General features: G+C 59.9%; 17 protein-coding genes. 10 read left to right on the top strand and 7 right to left on the bottom strand.

The window, feature by feature from the left end; all coding sequences use genetic code 11:
• The first annotated feature begins 100 nt into the window (after positions 1-100).
• The gene (locus FBZ97_RS04795) at positions 101-1153 is read left to right on the top strand and encodes an aldo/keto reductase (RefSeq protein ID WP_145316848.1); all 1053 of its coding nucleotides are present in this window, start codon (positions 101-103) and stop codon (positions 1151-1153) included.
• Between the two features lie 35 nt (positions 1154-1188).
• Here the strand turns inward: FBZ97_RS04795 and FBZ97_RS04790 are convergent, their stop codons facing one another.
• The gene (locus tag FBZ97_RS04790; protein WP_145316846.1) at positions 1189-2418 is read right to left on the bottom strand and encodes a PLP-dependent aminotransferase family protein; all 1230 of its coding nucleotides are present in this window, start codon (positions 2416-2418) and stop codon (positions 1189-1191) included.
• Between the two features lie 219 nt (positions 2419-2637).
• On the opposite strand from FBZ97_RS04790, the gene FBZ97_RS04785 reads away from it, so the two are divergent.
• The 3 genes from FBZ97_RS04785 to FBZ97_RS04775 are packed head-to-tail and all read left to right on the top strand — an operon-like array spanning position 2638 to position 3868.
• Positions 2638-2847: an AbrB/MazE/SpoVT family DNA-binding domain-containing protein gene (locus FBZ97_RS04785; protein ID WP_112721102.1), complete on the top strand. Its 210-nt coding sequence runs from the start codon at positions 2638-2640 to the stop codon at positions 2845-2847.
• Positions 2847-3224 carry a type II toxin-antitoxin system VapC family toxin gene (locus FBZ97_RS04780; RefSeq protein WP_145316844.1) on the top strand — a complete coding sequence of 126 codons (378 nt, stop codon included), beginning with the start codon at positions 2847-2849 and terminating at the stop codon, positions 3222-3224. The genes FBZ97_RS04785 and FBZ97_RS04780 overlap by 1 nt, the downstream gene beginning before the upstream one ends.
• Before the next feature lie 56 nt (positions 3225-3280).
• A complete protein-coding gene (locus FBZ97_RS04775; protein WP_145316842.1) occupies positions 3281-3868 on the top strand; it encodes a class I SAM-dependent methyltransferase in 588 nt (195 codons plus the stop codon).
• Between the two features lie 49 nt (positions 3869-3917).
• Here FBZ97_RS04775 and ilvC read toward each other — a convergent pair whose 3' ends face one another.
• From ilvC to FBZ97_RS04760, 3 genes are all read right to left on the bottom strand, one after another.
• Entirely contained in the window at positions 3918-4937 is a 1020-nt protein-coding gene (ilvC, locus tag FBZ97_RS04770) for a ketol-acid reductoisomerase (RefSeq protein ID WP_069612460.1), read from the bottom strand.
• A 42-nt stretch (positions 4938-4979) separates the two neighbouring features.
• Positions 4980-5630: a TetR/AcrR family transcriptional regulator C-terminal domain-containing protein gene (locus FBZ97_RS04765; protein WP_145316840.1), complete on the bottom strand. Its 651-nt coding sequence runs from the start codon at positions 5628-5630 to the stop codon at positions 4980-4982.
• Positions 5631-5828: 198 nt separating this feature from the next.
• Entirely contained in the window at positions 5829-6740 is a 912-nt protein-coding gene (locus FBZ97_RS04760; protein ID WP_113391305.1) for an AraC family transcriptional regulator, read from the bottom strand.
• A 200-nt stretch (positions 6741-6940) separates the two neighbouring features.
• On the opposite strand from FBZ97_RS04760, the gene FBZ97_RS04755 reads away from it, so the two are divergent.
• Positions 6941-7984, top strand: coding sequence for an NAD(P)-dependent alcohol dehydrogenase (locus tag FBZ97_RS04755; protein WP_113391304.1), 1044 nt, complete (start codon positions 6941-6943; stop codon positions 7982-7984).
• A gap of 39 nt (positions 7985-8023) precedes the next feature.
• On the opposite strand, the gene FBZ97_RS04750 is transcribed toward FBZ97_RS04755, so the two are convergent.
• Positions 8024-9286 (bottom strand): NAD(P)/FAD-dependent oxidoreductase, encoded by a 1263-nt coding sequence (locus FBZ97_RS04750; protein ID WP_113391303.1) that lies wholly within the window; start codon positions 9284-9286, stop codon positions 8024-8026.
• 110 nt (positions 9287-9396) lie between these two features.
• Positions 9397-9861, bottom strand: a complete 465-nt coding sequence (locus FBZ97_RS04745; protein WP_112721097.1) for an Lrp/AsnC family transcriptional regulator — start codon at positions 9859-9861, stop codon at positions 9397-9399.
• Between the two features lie 162 nt (positions 9862-10023).
• On the opposite strand from FBZ97_RS04745, the gene FBZ97_RS04740 reads away from it, so the two are divergent.
• The 5 genes from FBZ97_RS04740 to FBZ97_RS04720 all read left to right on the top strand — a co-directional run bounded on the left by FBZ97_RS04740 (position 10024) and on the right by FBZ97_RS04720 (position 14323).
• Positions 10024-10743, top strand: coding sequence for an aspartate/glutamate racemase family protein (locus FBZ97_RS04740; RefSeq protein WP_145316838.1), 720 nt, complete (start codon positions 10024-10026; stop codon positions 10741-10743).
• 71 nt (positions 10744-10814) lie between these two features.
• Positions 10815-11744: a bifunctional helix-turn-helix transcriptional regulator/GNAT family N-acetyltransferase gene (locus FBZ97_RS04735; RefSeq protein WP_145316835.1), complete on the top strand. Its 930-nt coding sequence runs from the start codon at positions 10815-10817 to the stop codon at positions 11742-11744.
• A gap of 87 nt (positions 11745-11831) precedes the next feature.
• Positions 11832-12338 (top strand): GNAT family N-acetyltransferase, encoded by a 507-nt coding sequence (locus FBZ97_RS04730; RefSeq protein ID WP_113391301.1) that lies wholly within the window; start codon positions 11832-11834, stop codon positions 12336-12338.
• A gap of 87 nt (positions 12339-12425) precedes the next feature.
• Positions 12426-13043, top strand: a complete 618-nt coding sequence (locus FBZ97_RS04725) for a TetR/AcrR family transcriptional regulator (RefSeq protein WP_113332976.1) — start codon at positions 12426-12428, stop codon at positions 13041-13043.
• A 53-nt stretch (positions 13044-13096) separates the two neighbouring features.
• On the top strand, positions 13097-14323 hold the full coding sequence (locus FBZ97_RS04720; RefSeq protein WP_145316834.1) for an MFS transporter: 1227 nt from the start codon (positions 13097-13099) through the stop codon (positions 14321-14323).
• Positions 14324-14413: 90 nt separating this feature from the next.
• Here the strand turns inward: FBZ97_RS04720 and FBZ97_RS04710 are convergent, their stop codons facing one another.
• Entirely contained in the window at positions 14414-15661 is a 1248-nt protein-coding gene (locus tag FBZ97_RS04710; RefSeq protein WP_145316830.1) for an NAD(P)/FAD-dependent oxidoreductase, read from the bottom strand.

Below are 15661 nucleotides of genomic sequence, written 5' to 3'. Positions count from 1 at the left end.
GAATAGATTGCCGTTCGTATGATGATTGAATCTTGACCGCGGCACTCCGGCGCTATTTGCTGAGGCACGTATTTCAGACGGGATCGAGGAGGATAGATCTATGGAATATCGCCTGCTTGGCCGCTCCGGCCTTAAAGTTTCCACCATCACCATGGGCACCATGACGTTCGGTGGAGTCGGCTGGGCAAAAACCGTTGGCGATCTCGGCGTCAAGGAAGCAAAGAAGCTCGTCGACATGTGTGTGGATGCCGGCGTCAATCTGCTCGATACGGCCGACGTCTACTCGCAAGGCGCATCGGAAGAAATTCTCGGCGAGATCATCGGCGGCCCGCGCAAAAACGGCGTGCTCATCGCCACCAAGGCGCGCTTCCCAATGGGGCCGGGCGTCAACGATGTCGGCTCATCCCGCCAGCATCTTATCCAGGCTTGCGATGCAAGCCTGAAGCGCATGAAGACCGATGTGATCGATCTCTACCAGCTGCATGAGTGGGACGGACAGACGCCGCTGGAAGAGACGATGGAAGCGCTCGACACCCTGATTCGCCAGGGGAAGGTCCGCTACATCGGCTGCTCGAACTTTTCCGGCTGGCACATCATGAAGGCACTCGGCGTCAGCGAGCGCGACAAGCGCGAACGCTTCGTCAGCCAGCAGATCCATTACACGCTCGAAGCACGCGACGCGGAAAACGAGCTGGTGCCCATCAGTATCGACCAGGGCCTCGGCATTCTCGTCTGGAGCCCGATTGCCGGCGGCCTGCTCTCGGGCAAGCATCGCCGCAACCAGGCAACGCCGGAAGGCACGCGCCAGTTCGCCGGTTGGACGGAACCACCGATCCGCGATGAAAACCGCCTGTGGAATATCGTCGATACGCTTGTCGAGATAGCTGACAGTCGCGGCGTTTCGGCCGCTCAGGTGGCGCTTGCCTGGCTCCTCGGCCGCAAGGGCGTGACCTCGGTCATCACCGGCGGCCGCACCAAAGCCCAGTTCAAGGACAATCTTGCGAGTGCCGAGCTGAAGCTGACTGACGAGGAACGCAAGCGGCTCGACGACGTCAGCCTGCAGCCGCTGATGTATCCCTATTGGCACCAGCGCAATACCGCCAACGATCGGCTGAGCGAGGCCGATCTGGCGCTGATCGGCCCGCATCTGTGACGAACCCCTTCTCCCCTCGGGGAGAAGGTAAAAAACTAGGCCGCCATTGCCCCGATCTCACCGGCAATCAGCTTACCGAGCCGCGAGATGCCCTCTTCGATCATCTCGTCATTCGCGCAGGAGAAGCTGACGCGGAAGGTATTCGCGCCGCTACCGTCGGCAAAGAAGGCCTGACCGGGCACGAAGGCGACCTTCGCCGTTTCGAGAGACCGTGCAAGCAGCTTGGCGCCGTCCATACCCTTCGGCAGGGTGATCCAGACGAACATGCCGCCTTGCGGCTTCGTCCAGCTCGTACCATCAGGCATGTATTTCGCAAGCGCGGCCAACATGCAGTCGCGGCGATGGCTATAGGCCTTGCGGATCTTGGCGACCTGCGCTTCGAACCCACGCTCGGCGACCTGGTGGATGGCAATTTGGTTGATGGTCGATGAATGAAGGTCTGCCGCCTGCTTCATCAGGACGAGTTTGCGGATGACGGGCGCATTGGCGACGATGAAGCCGACGCGAAGGCCGGGCGCCAGCGTCTTCGAGAAGCTGCCGCAATAGATCGTGCGCGTGTCGTTGATGCTGCCCTTGCGCGCGATTTCCAGCGCCAGGATCGGCGCGACCGGCTCGCCGTCATAACGCAGCGACTGATACGCAGCGTCTTCGATGACGGCGATATCGAGTTCTTCGGCGAGATCGAGCAGCTTCTCGCGACCGGAGAGATCGACCGTTTCGCCCGTTGGGTTGGCAAAATCGGCCGAGAGATAGGCGAACTTCACCCTACCGCCGGCCTGGGAAGCCGCGGCGCGATAGGAATCCGGCGTGCGATTGCCATTCGGCGTCAGCTGGTCGTAGGTCGGCTCATAGGCATTGAAGGCCTGCAGCGCGCCGAGATAGGTCGGCGCTGTCACCAGCGCCGTATCCTTCGGCGACAGGAAGAGCTTGCCGAGATAATCGAGACCCTGCTGCGAGCCGGAAACGATGAAGACGTTTTCGAGCTCGCAGGGAATACCGAGTGCGCCCATCTGGCCGACAAGCCATTCGCGCAGCGGTTTGTAGCCCTCGCTGACCGAATACTGCAGCGCTGCATTGACAGTCGAGCCGGAAAAGATATCGGCATAGGCCTGCTTGAATTCGGCGTCCGGAAACAAGGCCGGATCGGGAATGCCGCCTGCGAAAGAGATGATATCCGGCCGCTCCAAGAGTTTCAGCAGCTCGCGGATTTCGGAGGCGCGCATACGGCTCGAGCGCGTCGCAAAGATATTTTCCCAATTCAACATGGGGCTTCCTCGTAATTTTTGATCTTTCTGACACAAGATCACGCAACAAAAGATAAGTCAATAATGCTGACCTATTTTGTTTGTGACGGTGACAAACAACTCTCGAAACGATCGCAGCCTTGCCGGTCATCGATGCTAGATCGCGTCTGAAATGACCTACACATTTCTCTCTCTAGGTGCTATTCTTACGCTCAATCCATCGATCGGAAAAACGTAAGAATGGCCACAGCAACCCTCTCCTCGAAATTTCAGATATCGATCCCGAAAGAAGTTCGCGACCAGCAGCACTGGACTGCGGGTCAGGAGTTCATCTTCATTCCCAAGGGCAAGGGCGTGCTGCTTATCCCCGTACCCGAACTTGCCGACCTTAAGGGCATGGCGAAGGGTGCCAACCCCGGCAATTACCGCGACCGGAAAGACCGGTTCTAATGCGCGTCGTTGATAGCTCGGCGTGGATCGAATGGCTAACCCAAGGTCCGGCTGCAGATCGGCTCCAGGGCGAAATACCTGCGCGAACCGAATGCATCGTCCCCACCATCGTCCAGCTCGAACTCGCCAAATGGCTGGAGCGCGAGCGCGGCGAGGACGCAGTCGATTCCTTTTTCGCCTATACCGCCACCTGCATCATAGCTCCCCTCGATACCGCCCTCGCCCGTCTCGCTGCCGAAGTCTCGGCGAAACACAAACTCGCACTCGCCGACGCAATCATCTACGCCACGGCCGAACTGCACGACGCCGACATTCTGACGCTGGACGCCCATTTCAAGGACCTGGATCGCGTGGTCTATTTTGGCAAAGCACAATAGATATTTGTCCTTTTCCGCTTAAACGCGATACATCTCGAAAAAGGCGCCAACCAGGCATGAGCACCGATCCGACATCGTCCTTCTATACCGACAACGCCGCCGTCTACGCGGCGCGTGAACGCAGGCTGCCGCGCCAGAGGCTGGATGCCTTTCTGGCCGCCCTGCCGACGGGCGCAGCCATTCTCGAACTGGGTTGCGGCGCTGGCCAGGATGCCGCCTATATGCTCTCGCGCGGCTTCGATGTTACGCCCACAGACGGTTCAGCAGAGCTTGCGAGAGAGGCGGAAAAGCGTCTTGGCAAGCCCGTTCGAGTCATGCGTTTCGAAGACTTGGATGCCACCGAAATCTTCGACGGCATATGGGCGGAGGCCAGCCTCCTGCATGTTCCGCGATCTGCCCTGCCGGATATCTTCGATCGCATTTTGCGCGCCCTGAAAACGGGCGGCATCTTCCACGCCAGCTTCAAGGCAGGAGAAGCGGAAGGGTATGACAAGTTCGGACGCTATTACAACTATCCGTCGGCCTCATGGCTTCGGGGTATGCTGAGCGTCGGAGGATGGAAGAACATCACCATGACCGAAGCCGATGGTGGCGGCTTCGATGGCGAGCCGACAAGGTGGCTCTACGTCGCGGCCCATAAGTAGAAAGGCCGGAGCTTTCGCCCCGGCCCTCCATTCCGGCAATGCCGAAAGCTTAGTTGACCGACTTGTCGACCAGCTTGTTCTTGCCGATCCAGGGCATCATGCCGCGCAGCTTGGCGCCGACTTCTTCGATCTGGTGGCTGTCGTTGTTGCGGCGGATACCCTTGAAGCGGGCAGCGCCCGAACGGTATTCCTGCATCCACTCGGAGGTGAACTTGCCGGTCTGGATGTCCTTCAGGACGCGCTTCATCTCAGCCTTGGTCTCTTCGGTGATGATGCGCGGACCGGTGACGTATTCGCCCCACTCGGCCGTGTTCGAGATCGAATAGTTCATGTTGGCGATGCCGCCTTCATAGATCAGGTCGACGATCAGCTTCACTTCGTGCAGGCACTCGAAATAGGCCATTTCCGGAGCGTAGCCAGCTTCAACCAGCGTTTCGAAGCCGGCGCGGATGAGCTCGACGAGACCGCCGCAGAGAACGACCTGTTCGCCGAAGAGATCGGTTTCGCACTCTTCGCGGAAGTTGGTTTCGATGATGCCCGAACGGCCGCCACCGACGCCGCAGGCGTAGGAAAGCGCGAGTTCAAGGGCGTTGCCGGAAGCGTTCTGGTGAACGGCAACGAGGCAGGGAACGCCGCCGCCCTTCTGGTATTCGCCGCGAACCGTGTGGCCCGGGCCCTTCGGAGCGATCATGACGACGTCGACCGAAGCCTTCGGCTCGATGAGGCCGAAGTGAACGTTGAGACCGTGGGCGAAAGCGATCGCAGCGCCGTCACGGATGTTCGGAGCGATTTCGGACTTGTAGATGTCGGCCTGCAGCTCGTCCGGGGTCGCCATCATCATCAGGTCGGCCCAGGCGGCAGCTTCGGCAACGGTCATGACCTTGAAGCCGTCGGCTTCGGCCTTCTTGACGGTCGGGGAACCGGCCTTGAGCGCGATCACAACGTTCTGTGCGCCGCTGTCCTTCAGGTTCAGCGCGTGCGCGCGGCCCTGAGAACCGTAGCCGATGACGGCGACCTTCTTCGACTTGATGAGGTTGAGATCGGCATCACGATCGTAATAGACGCGCATTGTTTGTCCTTCCCTTTGCTTGTCTGGGTAAACGTCTAAGTCTCAGACGGTCGCTGCCGCTTCCGCCAATACCTTTTCCGTGCCGTAAAGCCTGAGGAAAGCGGTGACCGCTTTCTCAGCCTGACGGCTCGTATCCTTCAAACCGGGCTCACCGAGCAGCATGCGCACATGCAAATCGGAGACGATGAGCCCATAAAGCGTGTGATATGCCTCGTCTGCATCGGCAAAGCGTAGCAGCCCTGCCCGCTTGCCGGCATCGATGAGACCGATGGCGCGGCGGTCGATCTGCCGGCGTCCGCGCTCCAGGAGCAGCTTGCCGAGCTTCGAGCCATCGCGGTTCGACTGGCCGATCGCCAGACGGTTCAACGCAAGTGAAACGTCGCCGGCCAAAACCTCGAGCAGATCGCGGGCGAAAATGACGAGATGGTCATGCAGGCTTGCCGTATTCAGTCGTTCGCCATTGCGCTCGAAGGTGCGAACCTTGCTGGCCTGGTAGGTGATCATCGCAGACAGGAGGCCATCGCGATCACCAAACCACTTATACAAACTTTCCTTGGAGCAATTGGCGGCGCGCGCGACACCCGAGGTCGTCAGCGCCTTCTCGCCGCCGTCGACAAGCAGACGCAGCGCCTGTTCCAGAACCGCGTTCTGGCGCGGCGAAAACTCGCTCGACTGTACTACTTCGCTCAGCACGATGGCCACTCCCAAATGCGTACCGTACGGTACGGTTCGTGGCACTTTATGCAGGACACCGATGCGGTCGTCAAGCGGAATTCGTTGCTGCACTGCGTTAAAAGAGAGTGCTTGTCAGGTTGCTAAACGGTAGCGGTCGCCACGAGTCGGCCAGTCGATCAAGAGAACTTGACGCAAATGATTGGTCGGAAACATCCCCTACTCGGCCGCGACAACGCTATTGCGCATGGCCTCGACATCCTTCAGCGGCGGCAGACCATAAAGGCGGCTATATTCCCGGCTGAACTGCGAGGGGCTCTGATAGCCGACGCGGTGGCCGGCCGATCCGACGTCGAGCTGTTCGACGATCATCAGCCGCCGCGCCTCATGCAGCCGAAGCTGCTTTTGATACTGCATCGGCGAGAGGGCCGTAACAGTCTTGAAATGGTGATGCAGCGAGGAAACGCTCATGCCGACACGCTCGGCGAGCTCTTCGATGCGCAACGGCTGTGTATAGTTGTTGCGGAGCCACGCGACGGCACGCGCCACTCGATTGGTCTGGCTTTCTGCCATGGCTATCTGCAGCAAACGAGGTCCGTTCGGGCCGGTCAGCAGGCGATAGAGGATTTCCTGCTCGATCAAAGGCGCCATGGCCGGAATATCTTCGGGCCGATCAAGCAATCGGAGCAGGCGCAGCGAGGCATCGAGCAGTTCCGGCGAGGCGGCATTGACCGCAATTCCGCGCACAGGCTCGGCAGTCAGTGCCTGACGCGGAATGCTGACGCGCGACAGCAGCTCCTTCAAGCGTTCGCTGTCGAGCGCCATGCCGAAGCAAAGATAAGGCGTATCACTGCCGACATTGGTAACCTGCGTCGATACCGGCAGGTCGAGCGCAGTCAAAATATACTCGCCGACTCCGTAACTGTAGGTCTCGGCGCCGATTGTCAGATGCTTGCGTCCCTGGACCACGATTGCAAAACAGGGCCGATAAGCCCCATGCTGCCACACGGTCGCGGCCGACTGCCGATAGAGATTAAGACTGCCTATCGGCGTGCGGTGTTCGCCGTCCCCCGGAGCGAAACGTGCAACGATGGATGCGAGTTCCTGATTGGGATTGAAAGGCAATGTCATGCGCAACCAACTGTTTTCGAGCAGATATCGATGTCTATCTAGGTAACACCGTTCGATCGCGAAAGATCTACCGTACATTTAGATTCGCAGGATCGTACATAAAGCTTGCAGGATCGCTCTAACGCTGCGGCCCGATCCTGATGCATGGTGGCCATCCAAATTCTACTCCCCACCCATCCGAAAAGATAAGGAAATCTCCCATGCCTATCGCAAAGGGTTATGCCGCAACCGACGCGTCCAAGCCGCTCACCCCCTTCACCTTCGAACGCCGCGACCCGAATGCGGACGACGTTGTCATCTCCGTCAAATATTGCGGCGTCTGCCATTCCGACATTCACCAAGCTCGCAACGAATGGGGTTTCTCGAAATATCCGATGGTGCCGGGCCATGAAGTCGCCGGCATCGTGACCGCCGTCGGCTCCAAGGTTTCGAAGTTCAAGGTCGGCGACCGCGTCGGCGTCGGCTGCTTCGTCGATTCCTGCACGACCTGCGCCACGCGCGACCTCGACTACGAACATTACATGCCCGGCCTCGTTCAGACCTACAACGACGTCGAGGCCGACGGCGAGACACCGACTTACGGTGGTTATTCCGACTCGATCGTCGTCAAGGAAGGCTACGTCCTCTCCTTCCCCGACAACATTCCGCTCGACGCAGGTGCTCCGCTGCTTTGCGCCGGCATTACGCTCTATTCGCCGCTGCGCCACTGGAAGGCCGGACCGGGCAAGAAGGTCGCCATCGTCGGCATGGGCGGCCTCGGCCATATGGGCGTCAAGCTGGCGCACGCCATGGGCGCCGATGTGACAGTTCTCAGCCAGACGCTGTCGAAGAAGGAAGATGGCCTCAAGCTCGGCGCCGACCATTATTATGCGACCAGCGATGCCGAGACCTTCACGAAGCTCGCCGGCAGCTTCGACCTTATCCTCAATACGGTTGGAACTGCCATCGACTGGAATGCATATCTCAACCTGTTGAAGTATGACGGCAGCATGGTGTTGCTCGGCGTCCCCGAACATGCCGTTCCGGTCCATGCCTTCTCGCTCATTCCGGGCCGCCGCAGCCTTTCCGGCTCCATGATCGGCTCGATCAAGGAAACTCAGGAAATGCTCGACTTCTGCGGCGAGCACAATATCGTTTCGGAAATCGAGAAGATCAGCATCCAGGACATCAACGAAGCTTACGAGCGCGTGCTGAAGAGCGATGTCCGCTATCGCTTCGTGATCGACATCGCCTCGCTGGCATAAGCCGAAAAGGGCGGCGTCCGATCCGGACGCCGCCCTCCCTTATTCTTCGCGCATGCTTTCCCGCTGCGTGATCAGCCGGGCGCTGTGCTGCCGGCTGATATAGATCCACAGCCAGCTCCAGGCGACCGCGATGCGCCAGCGCACGCCGATCAGGAAATAGATATGGGCAAGTCCCCACACCCACCAGGCGAGCCAGCCCTTAAGCTTGATCCAGCCGAAATCGATGATCGCGGCACTTTTACCGATCGTCGCCAGGCTGCCTTGATGGCGATAGTGAAATGGCCCCGGCGCTGGTCGGCCCGCAAGCTTCGCCCTGATCACCTTGGCAACGTAAGAGCCCTGCTGTTTTGCAGCTGGAGCGATCCCGGGCACCGGACTGCCATCGTCCCGCATGACGGCCGCCGTATCGCCGATGACGAAAACATCGTCTTTGCCCGGTGCCCTCAGATCCTTATCGACAATGGCTCGGCCGGCACGATCGGCTGGAATTCCGAGCCATTTCGCCGCCGGCGACGCCTCGACGCCCGCCGCCCAGACGATGGTGCGGCATGGCACGAACGCGTCGCCGATCGTCACGCCTTCGGCCGTGCATGAGGTGACGGGTCTGCCGAACCGGACGTCGACACCCAGCAGTTCCAGTTCCTTGTGCGCATAGTCGGAGAGCTCTTGCGCGAAAGCGGGCAATACCCGTGGACCGGCCTCGACAAGGATGATCTTCGCCTTGCGGGTATCGATATTGCGGAACTCCTTCGGCAGTGTCGTCCTTGCCAGCTCGGAGATGATACCAGCAAGCTCGACACCCGTGGGACCCGCGCCGACAATTACGAAGGTCAACAGCGCCTCGCGGACGGCCGGGTCGGTTTCCATTTCCGCCTGCTCGAAGGCCAGCAAGAGGCGCCGGCGGATGGTGGTCGCATCCTCCAGCGTCTTCAATCCTGGCGCCACCGGCTCCCACTCGTCATGGCCGAAATAGGCATGAGTAGCGCCGGTTGCCAGCACCAGCGTGTCGTAATGGACCTTTTGGCCATTCTTCAGGAGCACCTCATGCGCCGCGCTATCGACGCCGACGACCTCGGCAAGCAGCGTCGTCACTTCAGGCCGATCGCGGAAAAAGTTGCGGATCGGCCAGGCGATCTCGGAAGTCGCAAGCAGAGTGGTCGCGACCTGATAGAGGAGTGGCTGAAAGAGGTGATGATTGCGCCGATCGATCATGGTGATCCGGACGGGGGCACCCTTCAGATCGTTGGCGAGCTGTACCCCGCCAAAGCCACCTCCGACCACGACGACATGATGATCCTGCATATGGCAACACCTCGCGATTAAGTCCGCTCGAAAACGTAGGGTTGAGAAGGATATGCAGCAACCGTCTTTTATGCATGGCACCTCTGCACGGCTACGATACGGCAAGGCGCCTATTGCGCATACCCGACAGGAACGGAGGCGCCGCTTTTAAGTTCCTCCATCGAGATCGATGCGGAGACGTCGAAGAGCTCGACCTTACGCACGAGCTGCTTGTAGATGACATCGTAATGCTCGACACGCGGCAATACGATCTTCAGGATATAATCATAATTGCCGGTAAGCCGATGCGCCTCGACGATTTCGGGGATGTCACCGATAACCCTGCGGAAGGATTCGATCCACTCGTCGGCGTGATGCGCCGTCTTGATCATCGCATAGACCGTAGTCGGCACCCCCATTTTTTCGCGGTCGAGCACAACGATGCGCCGGGCTATATGCCCGCTCTCCTCGAGCCGCTGTATGCGCCGCGAGCAGGCCGAGACCGATAAGGCCACACGATCGGCAAGTTCGGTGACGGAGATGCCGGCATCCGCCTGCAGAAATTCGAGAATCTTTCGGTCACGTTCGTCCAGCATGTGCGGTATTTCCCTATATGCGCGCCGTTATTTTGCACATAAATCGAAAAATGCGCAAACTTTTGCAGAGAGATCCTGATAAGCTTCAAAAAACGCAAACATACGGCGGATGAATCACCGCACTATTCCTCCATTCAAAATCCACGAGCGGAGAACAGCATTATGCGCACCATTGGCCTGATCGGCGGTATGAGTTTCGAGAGTTCTGCAGTCTATTATCGCCTGATCAACGAAATGGTCCGCGAACGCCTGGGCGGCCTCTCCTCCGCCGAACTGGTGATGTACTCCGTCAATTTCGAAGAAATCGTCGCGCTGCAGAAGGCCGGGCGCTGGAACGATGCCGCCGACCGGCTCGCCGATGCTGCGCAGCGCCTACAGTCGGCCGGCGCCGAATGTGTGCTCATCTGCACCAACACCATGCATCTGATCGCGCCTCAGGTTGCCGAGCGCGTTTCCGCACCACTCATCCACATCATCGATGAAACCGCCGCAGCCTTGAAGGCCGCCGGTCGGGTCAAGCCTTTACTGCTCGCCACGCGCTACACGATGGAACACGGCTTCTATGCCGAGCGCATGGCTGAAAACGGCGTCTCCATCTTGGTCCCCGGTTCCGAGGATCGCACCGTCACGCACGATATCATATTCAACGAACTCTGCGCCGGCATCATCAAGGACGAGTCACGTCGGAAGCTGAACGCCATCATCGAACGCGCCAAGGCCGAAGGCGCCGACAGCGTTATTCTCGGCTGCACCGAGATCTGCCTCATCCTCGATCCGAAGGCGCTGATCCTGCCGGGCTTCGATACGACGACGATCCATGCGGAAGCGGCTGTGGATTTTGCTCTCGCGAATGAAAAAGCTCGCAGCAGCTGCGCGGCCTGAGTCCAATCAATTTACTTGACTGAGTCCAATAAATAGCCAACATCGTCTCCTGTATCTGAGGAGACGATGCCATGAGTCCTGCTGCCGAATTCGCGACCATCGATGCCGTTCGCGACTTCAACCGTTTCTATACGAATTTTCTCGGCGTCCTGAACAAGGCCTATCTCGACAGCCCCTATACGCTTACGGATGTGCGCGTGCTATTCGAAGTCGGCTTCCGCGGCGGCGTCGCCGCCTCGGCGCTGACGCGCGATCTCCATCTCGACCCCGCCTATCTCAGCCGTATCGTCAAGCGCTTCCGCGAGGATGGGCTGGTCGAGACGACGCCCGATCCGACCGATGCGCGCAGCCAGGTCATAAAGGTCACCGATAAGGGACAGGCGCAATTCGAGGAATTCGTCCGCCGCTCACGCGCGCAGATCGCCGGATATTTCGAAAAGCTCGCGATCGGAGAACCAGAGCGTATCGTGGCGGCAATGCGGACGATCCAGGACACGCTAGGCCCTGATCGAACCGCAGCGCCCCCCGCCATCATCCGCAACCATCGAGCGGGGGACATCGGCTGGATCGTACAAAGCCAGGCACGTTTTTACACCGAAGAATTCGGCTGGGACGACCGCTTCGAGGGATTGGTGGCCGAAGTCGCCGGCAAATTCCTGTCCAATTTCAATCCGCAGAAGGACCGATGCTGGATTGCCGAGCGAAGCGGCCTGAACGTGGGCTCCGTCATGATTACCGATGGCGGTGACGACATCGCGAAGCTTCGGCTGCTCTATGTCGACAAGACCGCACGCGGCCTCGGTCTCGGTAAGATGCTGGTCGACGAGTGCATCCGCTTCTCGCGCGATGCCGGCTACAGAACACTCTCGCTCTGGACCAATGATATCCTCGACACGGCGCGGGCGATCTACATCAAGGCGGGCTTCAGACTTGTGTCGGAGGAAAGACATCGCATGTTCGGTCCGGAATTGAACGGTCAGACTTGGGTGCTCGATCTGTAAGACATCGCTGACCGTCTGCGCGGATAGACACACTTTGGCTTCGCCCTTATCTTCGATGCTTCCCTGATTTGCATTGAGATACCAGTGATGACCGCAAGTAGCGAAATCCGGATACAGCCCATATCAGTCGATCATATCGAAGGCTTTCACAAGGCGCTTGATACGGTCGCGCGCGAGCGGGAATATCTGTCGCTGCTCGAAGCCTTTCCCTTGGAAGAAACGCGCATTTTCGTGCTTGGTATGATCGAAAAGGGCAATCCGCAATTCGTCGCCTTGGCCGATGGGAAAGTGGTCGGCTGGTGCGATATCAGCCGCCATATGTTTCCCTCTCACGCCCACGCCGGCAAACTCGGCATGGGCATCATCCCCGCCTATCGCGGCAAGGGCCTAGGTCGTCGCTTGATCGAAGCAACGCTGCGCGCCGCGCGTGACGCGGAAATAGAACGCATCGAACTCAGCGTCCATGCGGACAATGACAGAGCCATCGCGCTCTACGAAAAAGTCGGCTTCGTCCGCGAGGGTCTCGCACGCAATTCCGTCCGCATAGACGGACGTTATAAAGACGCGATCCATATGGCGTTTTTCCACGAATAACGAAACCAGCCGCCGCCATTCTCGCAATGTCTTGCTGCGGCGCAAAATTCGCTTGATTTGGAAACGATCATTTCCTAAAAGAGTGGCATGACGATAGACACTCTCGATACCGCACCGAAGCTTCGTGGACGCCCGCGTGAATTCGACATGGATTCCGCGCTCGATGAAGCACTGCGCGTCTTTTCCGAGCGCGGCTATTATGCAGCCTCGATCAGCGAATTGACCGAAGCCATGGGGCTGACCGCAGGCAGCGTCTACAAGGCTTTCGGCGACAAGCGCGGCGTCTTCCTGGCCGCATTCAACAGGTATCGCCAAGTCCGTCAGCAGCTGATCGACGACGCGCTTGCCAAGGCGCCGAATGCTCATGAAAAGCTGCGGACTTTGGTGAGGTTCTTCGCGGAGGCCTCGTGCGGCGAGATCGGTCGCCGCGGCTGCCTCGTGGTTGGAAGCGCGACAGAGCTCGCCCTTTTCGACGAAGAAGTCGCCGGTCGTGTCGGCGTCGCCTTCGATTTCGACGAAAGGCGCATCCTCAATCTGATCCGCCTCGGACATGAGGATGGCTCCATACCGAAGCATGTCGATCCCGAAAGTACCGCTTGCGCTCTGCTTGCCCTGACCAAGGGTATGCGCGTGATTGGCAAGACCGGCCGCAAGGCCGAACATATGCTCGCCGTCGCCGAAACGGCCATGAAACTGCTGAACTGATTTCCATCGAAATTTCGGGGAACACGCTTCCCTGCCCACATCGAGGACGAAACATGCCCGCAACTGCCGCTGCCCGACGGGAGAGCACGCCGCTCCCCGAAAAGACCATTTCGCCGCTTCTCACATTCATGTTCGCCGCCGCCTGTGGGTTGGTAGCCGCCAATCTCTATTATGGTCAGCCGCTCGCCGGTCCCATCAGCCAGTCGCTCGGCTTCAGCCCGGCGGCGACCGGCCTTATCGTCACCCTGACGCAGATCGGCTACGGCCTCGGCTTGTTGCTGATCGTCCCACTCGGCGACCTTCTTGAGAACCGGAAACTGGTACTGACGCTGGTAGCGCTATCTGCTATCGCGCTCATAGGCGCAGCTTTTGCCTCCTCGCCGTCGCTGTTCCTGCTCGCCTCGCTCTGCATCGGCCTGGCTTCCGTCGCGGTGCAGGTCCTTGTCCCCTTTGCTGCCCACATGGCGCCGGACGCCAGCCGCGGCGCTGTCGTCGGCAATGTCATGAGTGGCCTGCTCGTCGGCATCATGCTCGCCCGCCCGGCTGCGAGCTTCCTGTCCGAGCTTTTATCCTGGCACGCCGTTTATATCATCTCGGCCGGCGTCATGGTCGGCCTGATCGCCATCCTGCGCCTTGTTCTGCCGACCCGCGTGCCCCATACGAGGCTGCATTATGGGCAGCTGCTGTCCTCCATGGGCCACCTCGCGCTTCGCACACCGGTCCTCCAGCGTCGGGCGCTGTACCAGGCCTGCATGTTCGGCGCCTTCAGCCTGTTCTGGACGACGACACCACTCTTGCTGGCGAGCCCGGCCTTCGGTCTGACGCAAAATGGTATCGCCCTTTTCGCGCTTGCCGGCGCGGCGGGGGCAGTCGCCTCGCCGATTGCCGGGCGTGTTGCCGATCGCGGCTGGACAAAGCTTGCCACCGCCTTCGCTCTGACGATCGCCATCGTCGCCTTCCTGATCGGCCATTTTTCCGGCAGCGGCTCGTTGCTGGCACTCATCACCTTGACGCTGTCAGGGATCATGCTGGACTTCGGCGTTCAGACGAACCTCGTGCTCGGCCAACGCGCCATCTTCGCGCTCAGCGCCGAACATCGCAGCCGCCTTAACGGCCTCTACATGGCGACCTTCTTCGCCGGGGGCGCCCTCGGTTCGGCGCTTGGCGGCTGGGCCTATGCGACCGGCGGCTGGAACCTAGCCTCCTGGATCGGCGTCGCCTTCCCGGTCATTGCGCTGCTTGCCTTCCTGACCGAGAGCAATTCCAGGAAAAGTGCGTAGCGGTTTTCCGTCCGGAATTGCTTGGAAATAAAGGGGTAGAGCCTTTCCGCTATTCGGAGAAAAGCGGAAAGGCTCGAGCGAGAGAAATGATTACGATGGCTGCGGTAGAGCCAGCCGCAGCCAGTCACATTCCCGCAAGCCGGCTCCGTGGAACGGATCGACCAGCGTACCGGAAACAATGCCCGCCAGGATCTGAGGCGCGGGAGGCACCTTGGCGATGGTGGCAACCAGCCGGTCTCGGATCCAGGCCAACGCTGCAGAGTCCGATTGATAGAAAGGCGTGAAGGCGGCAGACAGCAGTTGGAACAGCCGCACATGCGTCCGCCGTGCCTTGGCATAGGCAGCAAGAGCGGCTTCGATCGTTTCATGTCCTGCCAGAGCATGCGCCAGAGCCGCGACATCGAGCAGCGCCATATTGGCACCCTGCCCCAGCTGCGGGCTGGTGGAATGGGCCGCATCGCCGACGAAGACAGTCCGTCCGCTATAGGGCGTCATCACAGTGCGGTGGGCATAGCGCGCCAGGGTCAGTTGGTCCCAATCGATGATCTGCTCCAGTAAGGGCTCGCATTCCGGCCAGTAGCCGCGGATCGTCTGCTTCCATCGCTCAAGCCCACGCTTGCGCACCTCATCGGCGTCAGCGACTTTCAAGCTCCAGAACAGAGCCGCCTGCTTCGGCAAATCGGGCCTTCTGCTGCCGATCGGCAAAACGCCGATCATCACGCTGGCCCTGTCATAACGCTGCGTCAGCGCCGCTTGGTCCACCAACCCTTCGGGGCAACCGAGCGTCGCCCAGAAAGCGCCGTAAACGAGATTGCGGGCACGCGGCACGACAGGCGAGGCTGCGACCAGTTCCGAACGCGCACCACTGGCGTCGATGACGAGATCATAGGGTCCCAGCCGCTCACCGCCTTCGACGGAGAGATAGCTTTCACCGCCCTCCTCCATCACACCGATAACACGCTGTCCCGTATAGATCGGATGTCGCCGCGCAGAGACTTCATCGTAAAGCGTATCGAACAGCGCCGCACGATGAACGCCAAGCCCGTAGCGCCCACCCGGCAGCGCGTTGTAGCGCACATCGAGGACGATGCGGCCGCGAGTGGTCTCCGTGCCGAACAATCGATCGATGCGATTGCCGGCCGCATGGATCGCCGGACCAAGCCCAAGCGACTCAAGCACGGTCAACCCGGTCGGCTGCAGCATCAGCGCCGAACCGACGGGAGCCGGGCTATCGAACCGTTCGATAATGTCTGTCGTATGACCGGCGCGAGTGAGAAAGAGGGAGGCGGCAAGACCGGCAGGTCCGGCGCCGACGATAGCAATCTTCAAAGGCTTCAC

The sequence above is a fragment of the Rhizobium sp. ERR 942 genome, assembly GCF_007828395.1.
In the GTDB taxonomy this organism is placed as follows: domain Bacteria; phylum Pseudomonadota; class Alphaproteobacteria; order Rhizobiales; family Rhizobiaceae; genus Rhizobium; species Rhizobium dioscoreae.
The sequence above is the reverse complement of the archived record's forward strand: the minus strand, read 5'-3'. Positions and strand labels throughout refer to the sequence as shown.

Coding starts and splice junctions, on each gene's coding strand:
- FBZ97_RS04735 (WP_145316835.1), top strand. CDS start 10,815: ATGAGTCCTGCTGCCGAATTCGCGACCATCGATGCCGTTCGCGACTTC.
- FBZ97_RS04745 (WP_112721097.1), bottom strand. CDS start 9,861: ATGCTGGACGAACGTGACCGAAAGATTCTCGAATTTCTGCAGGCGGAT.
- FBZ97_RS04725 (WP_113332976.1), top strand. CDS start 12,426: ATGACGATAGACACTCTCGATACCGCACCGAAGCTTCGTGGACGCCCG.
- FBZ97_RS04790 (WP_145316846.1), bottom strand. CDS start 2,418: ATGTTGAATTGGGAAAATATCTTTGCGACGCGCTCGAGCCGTATGCGC.
- FBZ97_RS04730 (WP_113391301.1), top strand. CDS start 11,832: ATGACCGCAAGTAGCGAAATCCGGATACAGCCCATATCAGTCGATCAT.
- FBZ97_RS04760 (WP_113391305.1), bottom strand. CDS start 6,740: ATGACATTGCCTTTCAATCCCAATCAGGAACTCGCATCCATCGTTGCA.
- FBZ97_RS04780 (WP_145316844.1), top strand. CDS start 2,847: ATGCGCGTCGTTGATAGCTCGGCGTGGATCGAATGGCTAACCCAAGGT.
- FBZ97_RS04740 (WP_145316838.1), top strand. CDS start 10,024: ATGCGCACCATTGGCCTGATCGGCGGTATGAGTTTCGAGAGTTCTGCA.
- FBZ97_RS04795 (WP_145316848.1), top strand. CDS start 101: ATGGAATATCGCCTGCTTGGCCGCTCCGGCCTTAAAGTTTCCACCATC.
- FBZ97_RS04785 (WP_112721102.1), top strand. CDS start 2,638: ATGGCCACAGCAACCCTCTCCTCGAAATTTCAGATATCGATCCCGAAA.
- FBZ97_RS04750 (WP_113391303.1), bottom strand. CDS start 9,286: ATGCAGGATCATCATGTCGTCGTGGTCGGAGGTGGCTTTGGCGGGGTA.
- ilvC (WP_069612460.1), bottom strand. CDS start 4,937: ATGCGCGTCTATTACGATCGTGATGCCGATCTCAACCTCATCAAGTCG.
- FBZ97_RS04755 (WP_113391304.1), top strand. CDS start 6,941: ATGCCTATCGCAAAGGGTTATGCCGCAACCGACGCGTCCAAGCCGCTC.
- FBZ97_RS04775 (WP_145316842.1), top strand. CDS start 3,281: ATGAGCACCGATCCGACATCGTCCTTCTATACCGACAACGCCGCCGTC.
- FBZ97_RS04720 (WP_145316834.1), top strand. CDS start 13,097: ATGCCCGCAACTGCCGCTGCCCGACGGGAGAGCACGCCGCTCCCCGAA.